This window comes from Pseudomonas sp. GD03944 (assembly GCF_029839275.1).
GTDB lineage: Bacteria > Pseudomonadota > Gammaproteobacteria > Pseudomonadales > Pseudomonadaceae > Aquipseudomonas.
The window spans coordinates 23,266-37,931 of record NZ_JAOCAH010000013.1 but is presented as its reverse complement, the minus strand read 5'-3'; the positions used below and the strand labels follow the sequence as shown (position 1 = coordinate 37,931).

Sequence of the window (14,666 nt, the reverse complement as noted above, 5' to 3'; positions counted from 1 at the left end):
GTCATCCACCCTACATCGCTGCCCCGGCCGCCCAACAGAATTCAAGAACGGAGAGCCCCATGAGCCACATTTCACACCTGATCAACGGCGAGCGCGTCGCCGGCACCGGCCGCACCACTGACGTGTTCAACCCGTCCACCGGCGAAGCCACCAAGAAACTAGCCTTGGCCGACCGCGCCACCATCGACCAGGCCGTCGCCGCGGCCAAGGCCGCCTTCCCGGCCTGGCGCAACACCCCGCCGGCCAAGCGCGCGCAGATCATGTTCCGCTTCAAGAACCTGCTGGAGCAGAACGAAGAGAAGATCGCCCAGCTGATCAGCGAAGAGCACGGCAAGACCATTGAGGACGCCGTCGGCGAACTCAAGCGCGGCATCGAAAACGTCGAATTCGCCTGTGGCGCCCCGGAAATCCTCAAGGGCGAATACACCCGCAACGTCGGCCCCAACATCGACGCCTGGACCGACCTGCAGCCGGTCGGCGTGGTCGCCGGCATCACCCCGTTCAACTTCCCGGCCATGGTGCCGCTGTGGATGTACCCGCTGGCCATCGTCTGCGGCAACTGCTTCATCCTCAAGCCGTCCGAGCGCGACCCGAGTTCCACCCTGTTCATCGCCGAACTGCTGCACGAAGCTGGACTGCCCAAGGGCGTGCTCAACGTCGTGCACGGCGACAAGGAAGCCGTGGACGCACTAATAGAGGCCCCGGCGGTCAAGGCCCTGAGCTTCGTCGGTTCCACGCCGATCGCCGAATACATCTACGCCGAAGGCACCAAGCGCGGCAAGCGCGTGCAGGCCCTGGGCGGCGCCAAGAACCACGCCGTGCTGATGCCCGACGCCGACCTCGACAACGCCGTTAGCGCGCTGATGGGCGCCGCCTACGGCTCATGCGGCGAGCGCTGCATGGCCATCTCCGTGGCCGTGTGCGTGGGCGACCAGATCGCCGACGCCCTGGTGCAGAAACTCATCCCGCAGATCAAAGGCCTGAAGATCGGCGCCGGCACCTCCTGCGGCCTCGACATGGGCCCGCTGGTCACCGCCGCCGCCCGCGACAAGGTCGTCGGCTACATCGACGACGGCGCGGCCGCTGGTGCGCAACTGGTGGTGGATGGTCGCGGCTACCGCGTGAGCGGCAACGAAGACGGCTACTTCGTCGGCGGCACCCTGTTCGACCGCGTGACCCCCGAGATGCGCATCTACCAGGAAGAAATCTTCGGCCCCGTGCTGTGCATCGTCCGCGTCGGCAGCCTGGAAGACGCCATGCAACTGATCAACGACCACGAATACGGCAACGGCACCTGCATCTTCACCCGTGACGGCGAAGCGGCCCGCCTGTTCTGCGACGAAATCGAGGTCGGCATGGTCGGCGTCAACGTCCCCCTCCCGGTACCGGTGGCCTACCACAGCTTCGGCGGCTGGAAACGCTCCCTGTTCGGCGACCTCCACGCCTACGGCCCGGACGGCGTACGCTTCTACACCCGCAAAAAAGCCATCACCCAACGCTGGCCACAACGCGCCAGCCACGAGGCCGCGCAGTTTGCGTTTCCGAGTAATGGATGAGTTTGGGTAAGGCGTTAAAAGAAAAAGCCGGTCGAGAGACCGGCTTTTTGTTTCTGTGGTTCGTAGCCTGGGTTGAGCGAAGCGATACCCGGGACGATTGCATGATTGGTATCGCCGAGCTCAACCCATCCTACGTCTCAACCCGCTCACCCACGGATACCGCATCATCCTCATCACCCGCCCAATCTCTCGGCAATAAACCCGCTTCCACATAACGATGGAACGACGACCACGGCCAATCGACCACGCGCTCTACGTGCCCGTGCTTGCGTGGGTTGTGGTGGATGTAATCGATATGCCGAGCGAAGTCCGCGTCGTCCCGAATGCGGTGTTCCCAATAGCGACGCTGCCAGATGCCGCGTTCGCCTCTTCCTTGTCGGCTCGTGGAAACCGATTCCCCATGCGGGAGCCCACGAGAAAAGCCGCTCTTGATCAAGCGCCAGCGAACGGCGAAATCGGCATCACCCGGCGGTAGGGTACAAACCGCGTGCAAATGCTCGGGCAAGATCACAATGGCATCGATACGCCATGGGTGAAGGCGCATGACATGCGTAAAGCTGGAGCGCAGAAGACCAATGTGCTCAGTCAGCAAGCTGCTCTGGCGGTTCGCCAGATTGAGCGTAAAAAACCAGGTCGCGCCCGGGGTCCTGTCGCGGCGATAAAGAACCATATGACTGCAATCCTTTGCAGAAAAAACTGATCGTAGCCTGGGTCGGGCCGCGCAGGTTGAGCGAAGCGATACCCGGGGAATCGAGTGATGGGTATCGCTGTGCTCAACCCATCCTACGAAGTCAGTACCTCAACCAAACCAGCGCCGTGGCCTCGATGGCTCCTGCCAGGGGCTGAAGGTGGGCAGTTTGTGCAGGGGCACCCAGAGTTCGCCTTGCCAGTCGAGCAGGGCGATGCGGCTGTTGTGCCAGGCCATCAGGACGCGGCGGGGTGGGTTGCCGTGCAGGTGGTGCTGGTCGTGCAGGGTGGGGATGACGTCGTGGCTGAACCAGCGGGCGATGGCCTGGTGTTCCGGGTGGGGGAAGCGGTACAGGGCCTTGTAGAGGCCGGCCTGGTTGATGGCGTGCACCGTTTCTTCGCGGCCGGTGCGGTAGGCGAGGCGCAGGGTTCTGAGCTGGTCGGCGTCCATGCGCTGGCACAGGCGTTCGGCGTGACGCTGGCTGAGCAGGCGGCCGACGTCGGCGGCGACGAACCAGGGTTGTCGATCGATCAGCACGGCGCGCAGTTGGTTGTGGTGACGCTGGAAAACGATGGGGGTGAATGCTTCCTGCATGAGTGACGCTCCAAGTTTGGGCTGGAGAGCTGCCTCATTCGCTGTCAATCGAATGGAGGCAGACCGCGCAGGGTTGACAGACCGGAACTCGGAACCGGCAGACCACTAGGGTCTCCCCACGCGATCTGCCATAGAGCGTTGCAGTGAAACTGCATGCATGGTGGGGCCTGCAAAAACGTACGCCGTTTTCGCATGCACCAGATGGCACTTCGCGCCTAGTTACCGAGCTGTCAAACCCGGCCACGGGATTGACCGTGGCCTGCGCAGAATAGGGAGCGGGTCGGGCGATGGCAAGACAGGGGATTCCCAGGTGTGTCGGTCGCGGCTGAAGCCCCTCCCACATGAGTGTGCGCTCGCTGGGCGTGGACCTGTTCCTAGACCCTCTTGGTGCTACTGGTCGGCAGCATCCGGCTTGTACAACCAGAGCGGCTCTGCGACTTCATTCGGCGAAAGTTCTTGCAGGGGTACCTGTCCATCGAACATCACCTCTATGAGGTAGAGGCTGTGGCCTTCGTCGAAGCTGGCTTGGTGATAGACGACTGTGCCGCCAGGCAAAAGGTAGTTTTGCTGGCCCGTGGGGGTAGCGATTTGAGCGGGCTCTTCGAGGCGAAAGGCGAGCGATTTGTCCACTTCACTTGGGCTAAGGCTGAAGCCGATAGCGGCACTCACAAGCGCGACCAGCAGGTAAGAAACAACTGTTTTCATCGGATGCAATCCATGCATTTCAGCTTGCTTGCGGGTGAGGGTATTTGGCTCGCGCCTGTAATGGACTGTGCCCTGAACGACCTGTATCCGCAACGGATGCCGGCTCGATGTAGTTGGTGGCTGGTTGCGGTTGGTGACGCGGAGCGTCACGGGATGCATGCCCACGCGGAGCGTGGGAACGATGGGTTCAGGGCGAGCCGGTCGTTTGTGGGTTGCCTCGTTCGTGTAGGAGGCGCCTTGGCGGCGAGCGTCGGGGATGTCGCGGCTAAAGCCCCTCCCACAGGTTGTGGTTGGGGGGGCGAGCATGGGGGTAACCACGGACCGTGGGAGGCGCTTTAGCGGCGAGTCTTGGTGATCGCGCCCACGTGAGGGTGGGTACGACCACTGGCGGTGGCTATCACTGAATCCCACCTGACGGCTCACTCACCGACCAAGGTAAATGAGCCGTCACGCACTCAGGCCAGCGCCGTACGCTGCCGGCCTTCCACCCTGCGTTTCAGGGCGGCGCCTTCGACGATGTCCAGGGCGCCGCCCTGGGCGCGGGCGGAGCGGTCCCAGTCTTCCAGCAGTTCCATGCAGGCGTGGTCGATGTAGTTGACCCGCTCCAGGCTCAGGTGCAGCAGCGTGCCGGGTTCGACGCTGGCGAGCACCTTGGCCAGTTGCGGCACACGCAGGAAGGTGGCGGCGCCGCTCATGCGCAGCTCGGCGCGCTGCGGCCCGGTGGGCACCAGCTTCACCCGCAGGCGCGAGGCGTTCCACACCAGCTTCAGCAGGGTCAGGGCGAAGCCCACCAGCACGCCGGTCAGCAGGTCGGTGAAGACGATGCACAGCGCCGTGGCCGCGTAGATGCACAGCGGCACGCGACCGTACTGGCCGAGGTTGCGCATGGCCTTGGGGTCGACCAGTTTGCAGCCGGTGTACACCAGCACCGCGCCCAGGCTGGCCACCGGGATGCTCTGCAGCACGCCGGGCAGCAGGGCGACCAGGGCCAGCAGCCAGGCGCCGTGGAGGATGGTCGAGGCGCGGCCACGGGCGCCGGCCTGGACGTTGGCCGAGCTGCGCACGATCACGCCGGTCATCGGCAGGGCGCCGACCGCGCCGCACAGGATGTTGCCGATGCCCTGGGCAGACAGCTCGCGGTTGAAGCGGGCGCGCGGGCCGTCGTGCATGCGGTCCACCGCGGCGGCCGACAGCAGCGTCTCGGCACTGGCAATAAAGGCCAGGGCAAAGGCGGCGACCAGCAGCTGTGGGTCGGCCAGGCTGGCGAGGCCCTGCGGGGTGATCCAGTCGATGGCGTCACCCAGGTTGGCTGGCAGTTCCACGCGTTTGATCGGCAGTGCCAGCCACAGGCTGGTCAGGGTGGCGAGGGTCACGCCCACCAGGGCTCCGGGCAAAAAACGCAGCGGCGCCGGGCGGTAGCGTTCCCATAGCCACATGCTGGCGATGGTGCCGAGGCCGACCAGGCCGGCCGTCAGGGCGTTGCCGCCCACCAGGCTGAAGGCGTCGCCCACCGCAGCGGGGAAGGCCAGCAGGTTGTCCAGGCCAGAGGCCTTGGGCGCGGCGTCGAGCATCACGTGCACCTGCGACAGCACGATGAGGATGCCGATGCCGGCGAGCATGCCGTAGACCACGGCTGGCGCGGTGACCCGAAACCAGCCGCCCAGGCGCAGGGCGCCGGCCGCCAGCTGGATCACCCCGGCGAGCAGCAGCACCGGGCCGAGGGCGGCCATGCCGTGGGTGCGCACCAGTTCGAACACCAGCACCGCGAGGCCCGCCGCCGGGCCGCTGACCTGCAACGGCGCGCCAGCCAGGAAGCCGATCACCAGACCGCCGATGATGCCGGTGATCAGGCCTTTGGCCGGCGGCATGCCGGAGGCGATGGCAATGCCCATGCATAGCGGCAGGGCGACGAGAAAGACCACCACGGACGCCAGCGCGTCCCGTGGCAGCGTGCGAAATACAGTCATAAAGCATTCTCCAGGCAAAAGGGTGCCCACCGCCCGGAGAACCTGTTCAAAGGCTGCTGCATGCGAGCCGTTGAGCAGGTCCCCGGGGCGGGGCAGAAACGGGATCGATCAGGCGCTGGCGTAGCGCGGCTGGGGCGTTGCCGAGGGGATTTCGTCGCCTTCCAGCGGGTGGAAGCGCCCGCTGCTGGCGTCGTAGGCGCGGATGGTGCCGGCGTCGATGTCGTAGACCCAGCCGTGGATGCTCAACTGTCCGCTGGCCAGGCGCGCGGCCACAGAGGGGTGGGTGCGCAGGTGGTCGAGCTGGGCCACCACGTTCTCCTCGGTCAGCACGCCGAGGGTTTCATGGGCGGCGCAGGTGCAGCTGGTTTCCACCACGCTGCACGCCACTTCGGCGTGACGCAGCCAGGCGCGCACGGTGGGCATGCCGTCGAGGCTCGGCGGGTTGAGCACGGCCTTCATCGCGCCGCAGTCGGAATGGCCGCAGACGATGATGTGGCGCACGCCAAGCGCCAGCACCGCGTATTCGATGGCGGTGGAGACCCCGCCATTCATCTGGCCGTAGGGCGGCACCACGTTGCCGACGTTGCGGGTGACGAACAGGGTGCCCGGGTCGCTCTGGGTAATCAGCTCGGGGACGATGCGCGAGTCGGCGCAGGTGATGAACATCGCCTTGGGTTGCTGCGCGCTGGCCAGGTGTTTGAACAGCGCCTGCTGGCGGGGGTAGACCTCCTGACGAAAACGCCGGAAGCCCTGGATGAGTGTGTCGAGTGCGGCTTGCGACTCTGCCGGTCGCTGGATAGTCCCGGCTCGGGTAGTGGTTGAGTTCATCGTGCTTATCTCCTGTTACAGCGTGAACGACGTTCTCGACTACTGACCAAACGCCCGTGACCGATTGGTCACGTTCAGGGCAACGATAAGCACTCTTACTTAAGTGAACCTGAACGCGAGGCTCTAAAACGCCACTATTGGAGCGGTGGCCTGTGCTGCGAAACACGGCTTGTCGCGGCTAAAGCCCCTCCCACAGATGGTGGGCGTGTTGTGGGCGCTCGGATAACCACGGACCGTGGGAGGCGCTTCAGCGGCGAGCTTTACTGCCGGGTAACGACTGGGTGTGCTTCAAGTGTGGTCACTGCAACGGGCGTGCATCCTGACTGATCGCACCCACGCTCTGCGTGGGGCGCGTCGCCTCGGACGCTCCGCGTCCGCTACGGTTGGTTGGCTGAGTGAGGTGGTCAGGCCGATGACGGTGGGTGACGCAGAGCGTCACGGGATGCATGCCCACGCGGAGCGTGGGAGCGATCGGGCGGCGGGTGGTGGTTGTCGCGGCTGAAGCCGCTAGCACGGGTACGCCGCGGGTCGTGGGAGGCGCTTTAGCGGCGAGCGTTGTTGGGCCCCAGTGATCAGGCGTGCGCCTGCTGCTCGTACTCGATCTGTTCCAGTATCGCCGCCAGTTCCTTGCACTCGATGACATAGGTGCGAGCCAGCATGTCGCCCATGCGTTGACTGCGAGGGGAGAAGATGAAGATGACGGCTGCTGGCAACGGGCCGAGCAGGAAGGGGTTGGTTTCGATCAGCCGGCACAGGTTGCGCAGGATCACTTGCAGCAGGACAGGGGGCTGGCCGTTGCCATCGATGACGCGTATCCGGCACAGCCATTTGCCGAGGGTGTAGCCGCGAAACAGCCATTCGGCCAGAAACACGTAGGCCACCACGTACAGCAAGGCTGGCAGCGCAGTGAACTCGAACAGAATGAACAGGTAGACGCTGCCCACCAGAAACAGCAGATCCAGGGTAAAGGCGACCCCTCGCAAGGCGAGCAGGCGGGTGCGTGAAACTTCCATATTTCGTGTCCTGTTACGGGTGAGCGGGCTGCGTTTCCGGCAGTGTTTGGTAGTTCGGGTCGAGCTCGAAATCCTTGAGCTTCGGATGGGTGTTGATATAGGCCCAGACCTCGGCGGAGGTGTTCAGCGGGGCGTGGCCGTAGACGGCATCCAGGGTCCTGAGGGTGCTGCTCAGCAGCGGGTTGCGGCAGTACTGGCGAATGGTGGGCGAGGCTTCGTATTGCTGCAGCTGGAACTGGGCGATGATCCACAGCACTGGGCGCCACCAGTCGTAGGCGAAGTCGAAGTGCTTGACCACGGTGCCGGATGACTCGCGCTGAGCCAGCATGTTGAAGAAGTTGATCATGTTGTCGAGCCTCAGGCGGTCGTTGCGGTCCGCGTGGACAAGGGCCTTGTCGTCGAGGTCTTGCTTCTCCGGTGCCAGCGAGCGAACCAGTACCATGCTGCTTTCGGGCAGGCGTTGCTGCTCGACCACGAACAGCCGGCTGGCGAGGAATTCGCCGTAGGCGCGGTCTTTCACGGCGGTCAGCAGCACCAGGTAGGCGCGGTCCTTGACGTCCTGGAAGTCGGGGCTGGTGAAGGTCTGGAACATCTCGAAGATCGAGCGCTCCACCGCCTCGCGCCGGGCGATGCGCGCTTCGTCCGCCTGGAAGAACAGGGTGACGATCACGCCGCCGAACGCCAGGGCGGTGAACAGCACGTTGAGGCCGTTGTAGACCGGTTCGAACGGGTCGCTGAAGGTGTCGCGGGGGAGCAATTGCGCCAGCGGGTAGGCCGCCGCCCACACGGCAAAAATGGCGATCATCACGATCAGTGCTGCGTATTTTCCGGACAGTCTCACGCGTTCTCTCCCTGAAAGTCGGTGTGGCATCGGGCCACCAGCGCGCAACCTACGCAACCGCGCGCCCGCTAACAAGCCCCCGTGGTGACTGATAGAGTGTGGAGCATGACTGACCACCCAGTGAAATCGATGCTACCCAGTCCGCCTGATGGCGTGCGGTGGGTGCCTGTGAGCCACGGCGAATCGGGCGATGCGGTGTACCGACGCTCCGATGGCGCGGCGTTCGCCAAAGTGGCCCGAGGCACCGCGGTTGCCGAACTGCGGGCGGAGCACCTGCGCACGCTGTGGCTGACCGGGCAGGGTGTCGGTTCGCCCGACGTGCTGGGCTGGATCGACGCCGAGGACCACGCCTGCCTGGTGCTGAGCGCCTTGGAAGGCGTGCCGGCCAGTGAGCTGAATGCCACGGAGCTGCTGCAAGCCTGGCCGTCCATGGTCGATCGGCTCAAGGCGCTGCACGGGCTGCCGGTGGCGACTTGCCCGTTCGAGCGTGGGCTTGCTGGCACATGGTCGCGTGCCGAGAGCGTGGTCGCGCGCGATGCGGTGAATATCGAGTTTCTCGACGACGAGCACCGAGGCACTCCGCCGGCACGGCTGCTCGACGCGCTGCGCACCGAACTGCCTTTGCGCCTGGCGCAGGAAGCCGACGATCAGGTGGTATGCCACGGCGATGCGTGCTTGCCCAATTTCCTGATCGATCCACAAACGCTGCGCTGCGTGGGCCTGGTCGACCTGAGCCGGCTCGGTCGCGCTGATCGGCACGTCGACCTCTCCCTGTTGCTGGCCAATGCCCGGGAAAGCTGGGCGACCCATGAGCAGGCTCAGGAGGCGCGGCGCCTGACCGTCGAGCTGCTGGGCCTATCGGTAGCGGACGACAGCCGCCTGTCGTTCTACCTGCGCCTGGACCCACTGACCTGGGGTTGAGGAGACCCTTGCCGATGATCATCGAATACGCCTCGCAGCTCTCGCCTGACGCCATCGCCCACTGTGATTTTTCGTTCGAGGTCACCGCCGAACTGGTCGCGCCGTATGAGGCGCTGCAAGCCAGGCCCGTGGCGCCGTACCGCAAGGCGTATGACTTCGACGCCGAGCAATTTGCCCGCGTTGGTGCGGATCAGGTGCTGCTGGTGGCAAGGGCCGCGGGGCGGGTGTGTGGGTACCTGCTGGCGTCCGAGGACTGGAATCGCTACGGGCTGGTCGATGACTTTGCCGTCGATCGGAGCTTTCGCGGCACCGGCCTGGCCACGCAGTTGATGGACCATGCCATCGCCTGGGCCAAGACGCGCGGCCTGCCAGGCCTGCGTCTGGAAACCCAAAGCAACAACGTGCCTGCGTGCCGCTTCTACCGGCGCCAGGGCTTCGAACTGGGCGGGTTCGACCGCTACCTCTACAGCGCGCTGGAGCAATCGTCCCGGGAGGAGGTGGCGTTGTTCTGGTACCAGCGGTTCGAGTTGTGAGACGCACCTGTGCTCGCAATGATCCAGGCCGCCAGGCGGTTGTCAGATGTCTTCGCTGTAGGTGGTGACGGTCAGGTAGAAATTCTGGATTTTCGGCCAGTCCTTCCGCGTGCTGACCACTGTCTCTTCCGAGTACATCCGAATGGTGTAGTAGGGCGCCGCTGCGTTTTCCTGATAGGGGATCGCGGCCGGAAGCTCCCACATGCAGCAACTGCGCACAAAGCTGCTGGCCAATCCGAAACGCTCGCGAAGAAAGTCTTCGGCCGCTGCTGCGTCGGCCCCGTCGATCCGGTAAATGGCGACGACGGGAACGCCCTGGTTCTGTGCCTGCACCTCACAGCGCTCGTATTGGATAAACGCAGGGGGTGTACTGATTGCTTGCAGCATGTCATGGCATCGGGGGCTGGCGGTTGCGCAGCCGGACAGGAGTAGTAGGACAACGGTAATCAGGTACCCGAGTGACTTGTGCATGCCTACGACTCAACGATGAGAGTGCCGATGAATTTTCCCTGGCTGCGGGGAACGCGTTTATTGATCAGGTAATCGTACAGAGCGTTCCACTTCAACAGCTCATAGACGGTAATGCAGCCCTCTGACAAATGGCCAATGTGTATGTATCGGCTGCTGTTGGTTTCGCTACCTTCTAGTGCAATGGGGAACCAGACATCTGTGCAACGTACTTGCCCAGGATGCGCCTGCCGATAGCCTCCTGTGGAAATATTCGCATGTGAGTAGTCAGGAGCCATGATGCGATGTTGGCCTGCAGGAATAGGTGTGTACTCGCGCCCCCATATGCTGTTGAGCGTTGCGCGCGCCTTCAGGCCATTGAAGCTGATGCTTGCCCACTGATGTTTTTGGGTGTCTCTTCTGACCGGCGAGTACTCATTTTTCGGCAAGCCATCGTAGGTGACAACTATGGTAGCGGCTGATGACGGTCCGTTTCCTGACAGGTAGCGAGCTGCGTTTTCGTCTCGGAGGCTTGCCTCCATTCCAACATAGCTCCCGTTTCCGTCGGCGATACGAAAATATGTTCTTCCACTCCTGCTTCCGAGTATGAGCACTTTGGTGAACTCGCAGAGGGAGACAATTCGGCCGCTGGGCTCGAGCCTGATCGCGAGCCAACCCGAGTCGTCAGGCCGTCTGGTATATCGAGTTGTGATGGAAACGGTGTGGCGTGTGTCGTTTTCAGAAGAGGTCGTGCCTCTGTCGTTTATCAATACTGGTCTGATCATGTGCTGTCCTCCATCAAACACGGTCATCGGGTTCGATGTGGAGCATTTCGACTTTTTCCGTGTGTATCCGCCGGGATAATCCCGCTGAGTCGGTCGTGCCGCGAAAGACCCTTCCTGAGGTGGTGGTGATTTTGTAGTTGAAACCTGCGACGGGCTCACCTTCCACATCCAGCAGCTCGAACTGTTCGTTGAATCGACTCGGGATTGGAGGCACTACGGGGATGTCGGCGATAACCACGTTTGTGCCGATGATCACAGTTGCCGATCCGCCTATCACGAGATCGCCGTGGCTGCCTGTTGAATCGATTGTTGCGGCGGGTTTGCCGTTAATGAGCACGTTGCTTACGAGATTGCCGGTTAGAAGGCTACCGCATGCCGACCTGTCGCCTTGGCGAGCAGCGGGCAGATTGTCGAGAAGTACGTTGGGTGAGCCACTGCCAATGGGGGTGATTCCGTGGCCAGGGAGTGGGCAGGCTGTGGGGTCGGTGACGCGTGCGGCGGGTTTTCCAGTCATGGTCGCGGTCCTTGCGGAGTGTTTATGAAGCAGCGGCCGTGTCCTTGGCCATCGTTGCCTGCGTTCAATAGCAATATCAGGAGGCACGCAGGAAAACGTATCAGTGTGGTCTGAATTTGGTGCCAACTGCCTATGTTTGGGGAGAGGGCGTGGGCTCGTGTGGGTGACGCAGAGCGTCACGGGAGGCATTCCCACGCGGAGCGTGGGAACGATCGATCACGCTCTTACTGATCGCGCCCATGCTCTGCGTGGGGGCGTAGCCTCGGACACCCTGCGGCCGCAACGGTGTTCGGTGAGGACAGATGCAGATACGGAGAGGAAGCCGTCGCGGCTGAAGCCCCTCCCACAGCTAATCAGCTAACCGCCAGACTTGCGCTGGCCGCAGGAGGCGCTTCAGCGGCGGGCTTTTCCGGTCGCGATGCGATCAGGTCATCCCGCCATGTACAGAGGAACCGTGGCGCCTCAGCGCTTGGTCGGTTTGCAGGTCAGTTCGGCGTAGGGTTTGTCGGGGGAGTATTCGCCGGGTACGCGTTCGATCACCTGGCTGTTGGGACCGACGGTGAAGACCGGGCTGTCGGTGCTGGTGCGGTCCTTGGCTTCGACATGGAATTCGCAGGTCGCGGCTTCCGAGGTCTGGTTGAGGACCTTGACGGCGCGCACGCCAACCAATTGTTGCACCGCGTTGCTGTCACGCGGGGGAACGCCCAGCGGCTCGATGACGATGTTCAGGCCATTCAGGTGCGAGACGATGTCCACCTTGTCGGCCTGGGCGGCCAGCGCCAGGGGCGCGCAGAGCGCAAGGGCGCAGGCAAGGGATGCTGTTCTCATTGGGGCCTCCTTTCTTCGTCGAGTGGCATTAGAAGGCCGAGGTGGCCGAGAGTTCGACGAACCTGGGCAATTGCGGACCGCGGCACGGTGCAGAAACGTCCTACGCGCTTCGGGGTGCATGTCGTACGTTTTCGTGCCTATAGTTCGGACAGGTTTCGCAATGGACGGTCGATACACCTATGGGGATAGGGGTAGGAGAACAGCCTGGCGGGGGCTCGAGGCGGCGCGTCTGGCGCGGCCTGATGGTGCTGTTGGGGGCCTTGGTGCTGCTGGCCGGCAGCGGGTGCGCACGGCACCAGAGCAATGCCTCGTTCATCAGTAACGTCAGTTCGGTGAAGCCCACCGAGCTGTTCCAGACCCCTTCCGATCGCCTGGCCACCCTGGCCATGCGCAACAACCTCAACGCGCTGTACCGGCTGATGGACAAGCTCTACCTGCGCAACCCGCGCGAGTGGCGCAAGACCGGCCTGGACAGCCGCACCGCTGCCGCCCGCGCCGTCCAGACCGCGATCGAATCGGGCAAGCCCCTGGCCAATCTGGGCGGACGTGAAGACGTCGCCGCACTGAGTTATGCCCTCGGGCCCGACTTCGAAGGTGACCGGGTCGGCGCCTTCATCTACGCCATCGGCAGCATGCTGGTGACCGCCCACGGCGGCCGCACCGAGTTCTACCTCACCGATGTGATCGACCCGCAGTTCGTGCACAACGCGGCGCGTAATATCGAGAAGGCCACCTGGATGCTCGCCAGCCGCCAGGGCATCGATGGCAAGCCGCTGCTGCTGTCCAACGAGATCACCGCCGAGGCGCGCAACCTGAGCTTTGCCGTGGAGTTCGGCAAGATCGTCGCGCGCCTCGACCTGCTGACCAATGTGCTGGACGAGCGCTATCGGCGCATTGGTGTGAGCTATGCCCAGGGGCTGCTGTTCATCAACTTCCTGCCGGTGCAGTGAGCCGAGCGCAAGCATTCGGTCGGGCGGTTGTCCCAATCGGCTAGGCTGAATCGTCATGTACTTGAAGCCGCCCGATCAAGGAGCCCGCCATGCGCGAGCCGTTCATGCTCGACCTGCCCACTTACCTCGCCCGCCTCGGTTACCCGTCGGCCCCGCCGCCGACCCTGGAAACCCTGCGTGAACTGCAGCGTCGCCACTGTGCGGCGTTTCCTTTCGAGACGTTGTCGGCCTTGCTGCACCTGCCGGTGTCGGTCGAGGCGTCGGACGTGCAGGACAAGCTGCTGAAGCAGGGGCGTGGCGGTTACTGTTTCGAGCTCAACGGCCTGTACCTGCGGCTGCTGCAGGCGCTGGGCTATGACGCGCGCGGGCTGACTGGGCGGGTGGTGATGGGCTTGCCGGAGGGGGCGGCGTTGCCTGCGCGCACGCATATGCTGGTGCTGGTGACCCTGGGCGGTACGCGCTACATCACCGACGTGGGTTTCGGCGGCATGGTGCCGACCGGCCCGCTGCTGCTCGACAGCGAGGCCGAGCAGGCCACGCCCCACGAGCTCTACCGACTGAGCCAGGTCGATGGCAGCTACAGGCTGCAGGCGCGGGTGGGCGATGAATGGCGGGCGATGTACCTGTTCGACCTGCAGCCGCCTGCCGAGATCGATTACACGGTGGGCAACTGGTACGTGTGCACGCATCCGGACTCGCCGTTTCTCGGGCAGCTGATTGTGGCCCGCACCGCTGATGGGCTGCGCCATACGCTGCACAACGGCAGCTTCGCCACTCACCGCGTGGGCGAACGGAGCCAGCGCGTGCAGTTGCGCGATGCGGATGAGGTGCTGGAGGTGCTGCGTGAGGTGTTCGGCATTCGCGTGCCGCAGCACCCGGACCTGCGTGCGGCCATCGAGCGGGTCATGGCCGAGGGCCGTGGGTGACGCGGAGCGTCACGGGAGGCATTCCCACGCGGAGCGTGGGAACGATCAGATGGCAGTGAAGCCCCGTCCTGTAGGAGGCACTTCAGCGGCGAGCTTTTGAGGAGGCGTCGCGGCTGAAGCCCCTCCCACGTTGATCCGACCCGGACGCTCCGCATCTGCAGAAGCAATGAGCCGGACACAAAAAAGCCCGGCCTGTGCCGGGCTCTTCAGGTGCGACGGATCAGACCTTGCGCACGAACTCGGACTTGAGCTTCATGGCGCCGATGCCGTCGATCTTGCAGTCGATGTCGTGGTCGCCGTCGACCAGGCGGATGCCCTTGACCTTGGTGCCGACCTTGACCACCAGGGACGAGCCCTTGACCTTGAGGTCCTTGATCACGGTGATGGTGTCACCGTCCTGCAGCACGTTGCCGACCGAGTCCTTGATGACCTTTTCGCTGTCGCCCGTGGCGTCGGCGTTGTCAGTGGCGGACCATTCGTGGGCGCACTCCGGGCAGACGAGCTGGGTGCCGTCTTCGTAGGTGTATTCGGAGTTGCATTGGGGGCAGGGTGGCAGCGCGCTCACGGCGA

Annotated in this window: 17 protein-coding genes; 5 read left to right on the top strand and 12 right to left on the bottom strand. The window is 63.9% G+C overall.

The annotated features are described in order from the left end of the window. The first annotated feature begins 59 nt into the window (after positions 1–59). Positions 60–1,556: a CoA-acylating methylmalonate-semialdehyde dehydrogenase gene (locus tag N5C28_RS18675; RefSeq protein WP_279824643.1), complete on the top strand. Its 1,497-nt coding sequence runs from the start codon at positions 60–62 to the stop codon at positions 1,554–1,556. A 130-nt stretch (positions 1,557–1,686) separates the two neighbouring features. Here N5C28_RS18675 and N5C28_RS18670 read toward each other — a convergent pair whose 3' ends face one another. The 7 genes from N5C28_RS18670 to N5C28_RS18640 form a co-directional block, all read right to left on the bottom strand. After that, on the bottom strand, positions 1,687–2,226 hold the full coding sequence (locus tag N5C28_RS18670; RefSeq protein WP_279824642.1) for a transposase: 540 nt from the start codon (positions 2,224–2,226) through the stop codon (positions 1,687–1,689). Between the two features lie 129 nt (positions 2,227–2,355). Further along, the gene (locus tag N5C28_RS18665) at positions 2,356–2,838 is read right to left on the bottom strand and encodes a BRO family protein (RefSeq protein ID WP_279824641.1); all 483 of its coding nucleotides are present in this window, start codon (positions 2,836–2,838) and stop codon (positions 2,356–2,358) included. A 390-nt stretch (positions 2,839–3,228) separates the two neighbouring features. Then, the gene (locus N5C28_RS18660) at positions 3,229–3,849 is read right to left on the bottom strand and encodes a hypothetical protein (RefSeq protein WP_279824640.1); all 621 of its coding nucleotides are present in this window, start codon (positions 3,847–3,849) and stop codon (positions 3,229–3,231) included. A gap of 149 nt (positions 3,850–3,998) precedes the next feature. Further along, positions 3,999–5,510 (bottom strand): SulP family inorganic anion transporter, encoded by a 1,512-nt coding sequence (locus tag N5C28_RS18655; protein WP_279824638.1) that lies wholly within the window; start codon positions 5,508–5,510, stop codon positions 3,999–4,001. Positions 5,511–5,618: 108 nt separating this feature from the next. Then, a complete protein-coding gene (locus tag N5C28_RS18650; protein ID WP_279824637.1) occupies positions 5,619–6,338 on the bottom strand; it encodes a carbonic anhydrase in 720 nt (239 codons plus the stop codon). A gap of 572 nt (positions 6,339–6,910) precedes the next feature. Continuing rightward, positions 6,911–7,351: an RDD family protein gene (locus N5C28_RS18645; RefSeq protein ID WP_279824635.1), complete on the bottom strand. Its 441-nt coding sequence runs from the start codon at positions 7,349–7,351 to the stop codon at positions 6,911–6,913. A gap of 13 nt (positions 7,352–7,364) precedes the next feature. Further along, positions 7,365–8,192 (bottom strand): hypothetical protein, encoded by an 828-nt coding sequence (locus N5C28_RS18640; protein ID WP_279824634.1) that lies wholly within the window; start codon positions 8,190–8,192, stop codon positions 7,365–7,367. Between the two features lie 129 nt (positions 8,193–8,321). Here N5C28_RS18640 and N5C28_RS18635 point away from each other — a divergent pair, with 129 nt between their 5' ends. Then, positions 8,322–9,113: an APH(3'') family aminoglycoside O-phosphotransferase gene (locus N5C28_RS18635; RefSeq protein ID WP_279824761.1), complete on the top strand. Its 792-nt coding sequence runs from the start codon at positions 8,322–8,324 to the stop codon at positions 9,111–9,113. 14 nt (positions 9,114–9,127) lie between these two features. Continuing rightward, complete coding sequence (locus N5C28_RS18630) at positions 9,128–9,646, top strand: GNAT family N-acetyltransferase (RefSeq protein ID WP_279824633.1); 519 nt, start codon at positions 9,128–9,130, stop codon at positions 9,644–9,646. Between the two features lie 42 nt (positions 9,647–9,688). On the opposite strand, the gene N5C28_RS18625 is transcribed toward N5C28_RS18630, so the two are convergent. The 4 genes from N5C28_RS18625 to N5C28_RS18610 all read right to left on the bottom strand — a co-directional run bounded on the left by N5C28_RS18625 (position 9,689) and on the right by N5C28_RS18610 (position 12,220). Next, on the bottom strand, positions 9,689–10,117 hold the full coding sequence (locus tag N5C28_RS18625) for a DUF4952 domain-containing protein (protein WP_279824631.1): 429 nt from the start codon (positions 10,115–10,117) through the stop codon (positions 9,689–9,691). Between the two features lie 2 nt (positions 10,118–10,119). Beyond that, positions 10,120–10,635 carry a hypothetical protein gene (locus tag N5C28_RS18620; protein WP_279824630.1) on the bottom strand — a complete coding sequence of 172 codons (516 nt, stop codon included), beginning with the start codon at positions 10,633–10,635 and terminating at the stop codon, positions 10,120–10,122. Positions 10,636–10,891: 256 nt separating this feature from the next. Then, on the bottom strand, positions 10,892–11,581 hold the full coding sequence (locus N5C28_RS18615; protein WP_279824629.1) for a PAAR domain-containing protein: 690 nt from the start codon (positions 11,579–11,581) through the stop codon (positions 10,892–10,894). A 273-nt stretch (positions 11,582–11,854) separates the two neighbouring features. Further along, positions 11,855–12,220: a hypothetical protein gene (locus tag N5C28_RS18610; protein ID WP_279824627.1), complete on the bottom strand. Its 366-nt coding sequence runs from the start codon at positions 12,218–12,220 to the stop codon at positions 11,855–11,857. Between the two features lie 242 nt (positions 12,221–12,462). Between N5C28_RS18610 and N5C28_RS18605 the strand changes: the two genes are divergently transcribed. After that, positions 12,463–13,170 carry a hypothetical protein gene (locus tag N5C28_RS18605; RefSeq protein WP_279824626.1) on the top strand — a complete coding sequence of 236 codons (708 nt, stop codon included), beginning with the start codon at positions 12,463–12,465 and terminating at the stop codon, positions 13,168–13,170. An 89-nt stretch (positions 13,171–13,259) separates the two neighbouring features. After that, complete coding sequence (locus N5C28_RS18600; protein WP_279824625.1) at positions 13,260–14,096, top strand: arylamine N-acetyltransferase; 837 nt, start codon at positions 13,260–13,262, stop codon at positions 14,094–14,096. Positions 14,097–14,316: 220 nt separating this feature from the next. Here the strand turns inward: N5C28_RS18600 and N5C28_RS18595 are convergent, their stop codons facing one another. Beyond that, positions 14,317–14,661 (bottom strand): zinc ribbon domain-containing protein YjdM, encoded by a 345-nt coding sequence (locus tag N5C28_RS18595; RefSeq protein ID WP_279824624.1) that lies wholly within the window; start codon positions 14,659–14,661, stop codon positions 14,317–14,319. Positions 14,662–14,666: the final 5 nt, after the last annotated feature.

Bases quoted from the DNA above. Each gene is read 5' to 3' on its own strand.
- N5C28_RS18675 (WP_279824643.1), top strand. From the start codon at position 60: ATGAGCCACATTTCACACCTGATCAACGGCGAGCGCGTCGCCGGCACC.
- N5C28_RS18670 (WP_279824642.1), bottom strand. From the start codon at position 2,226: ATGGTTCTTTATCGCCGCGACAGGACCCCGGGCGCGACCTGGTTTTTT.
- N5C28_RS18665 (WP_279824641.1), bottom strand. From the start codon at position 2,838: ATGCAGGAAGCATTCACCCCCATCGTTTTCCAGCGTCACCACAACCAA.
- N5C28_RS18660 (WP_279824640.1), bottom strand. From the start codon at position 3,849: ATGCTCGCCCCCCCAACCACAACCTGTGGGAGGGGCTTTAGCCGCGAC.
- N5C28_RS18655 (WP_279824638.1), bottom strand. From the start codon at position 5,510: ATGACTGTATTTCGCACGCTGCCACGGGACGCGCTGGCGTCCGTGGTG.
- N5C28_RS18650 (WP_279824637.1), bottom strand. From the start codon at position 6,338: ATGAACTCAACCACTACCCGAGCCGGGACTATCCAGCGACCGGCAGAG.
- N5C28_RS18645 (WP_279824635.1), bottom strand. From the start codon at position 7,351: ATGGAAGTTTCACGCACCCGCCTGCTCGCCTTGCGAGGGGTCGCCTTT.
- N5C28_RS18635 (WP_279824761.1), top strand. From the start codon at position 8,322: ATGCTACCCAGTCCGCCTGATGGCGTGCGGTGGGTGCCTGTGAGCCAC.
- N5C28_RS18630 (WP_279824633.1), top strand. From the start codon at position 9,128: ATGATCATCGAATACGCCTCGCAGCTCTCGCCTGACGCCATCGCCCAC.
- N5C28_RS18625 (WP_279824631.1), bottom strand. From the start codon at position 10,117: ATGCACAAGTCACTCGGGTACCTGATTACCGTTGTCCTACTACTCCTG.
- N5C28_RS18620 (WP_279824630.1), bottom strand. From the start codon at position 10,635: ATGGAGGCAAGCCTCCGAGACGAAAACGCAGCTCGCTACCTGTCAGGA.
- N5C28_RS18615 (WP_279824629.1), bottom strand. From the start codon at position 11,581: ATGCCTCCCGTGACGCTCTGCGTCACCCACACGAGCCCACGCCCTCTC.
- N5C28_RS18610 (WP_279824627.1), bottom strand. From the start codon at position 12,220: ATGAGAACAGCATCCCTTGCCTGCGCCCTTGCGCTCTGCGCGCCCCTG.
- N5C28_RS18605 (WP_279824626.1), top strand. From the start codon at position 12,463: ATGGTGCTGTTGGGGGCCTTGGTGCTGCTGGCCGGCAGCGGGTGCGCA.
- N5C28_RS18600 (WP_279824625.1), top strand. From the start codon at position 13,260: ATGCGCGAGCCGTTCATGCTCGACCTGCCCACTTACCTCGCCCGCCTC.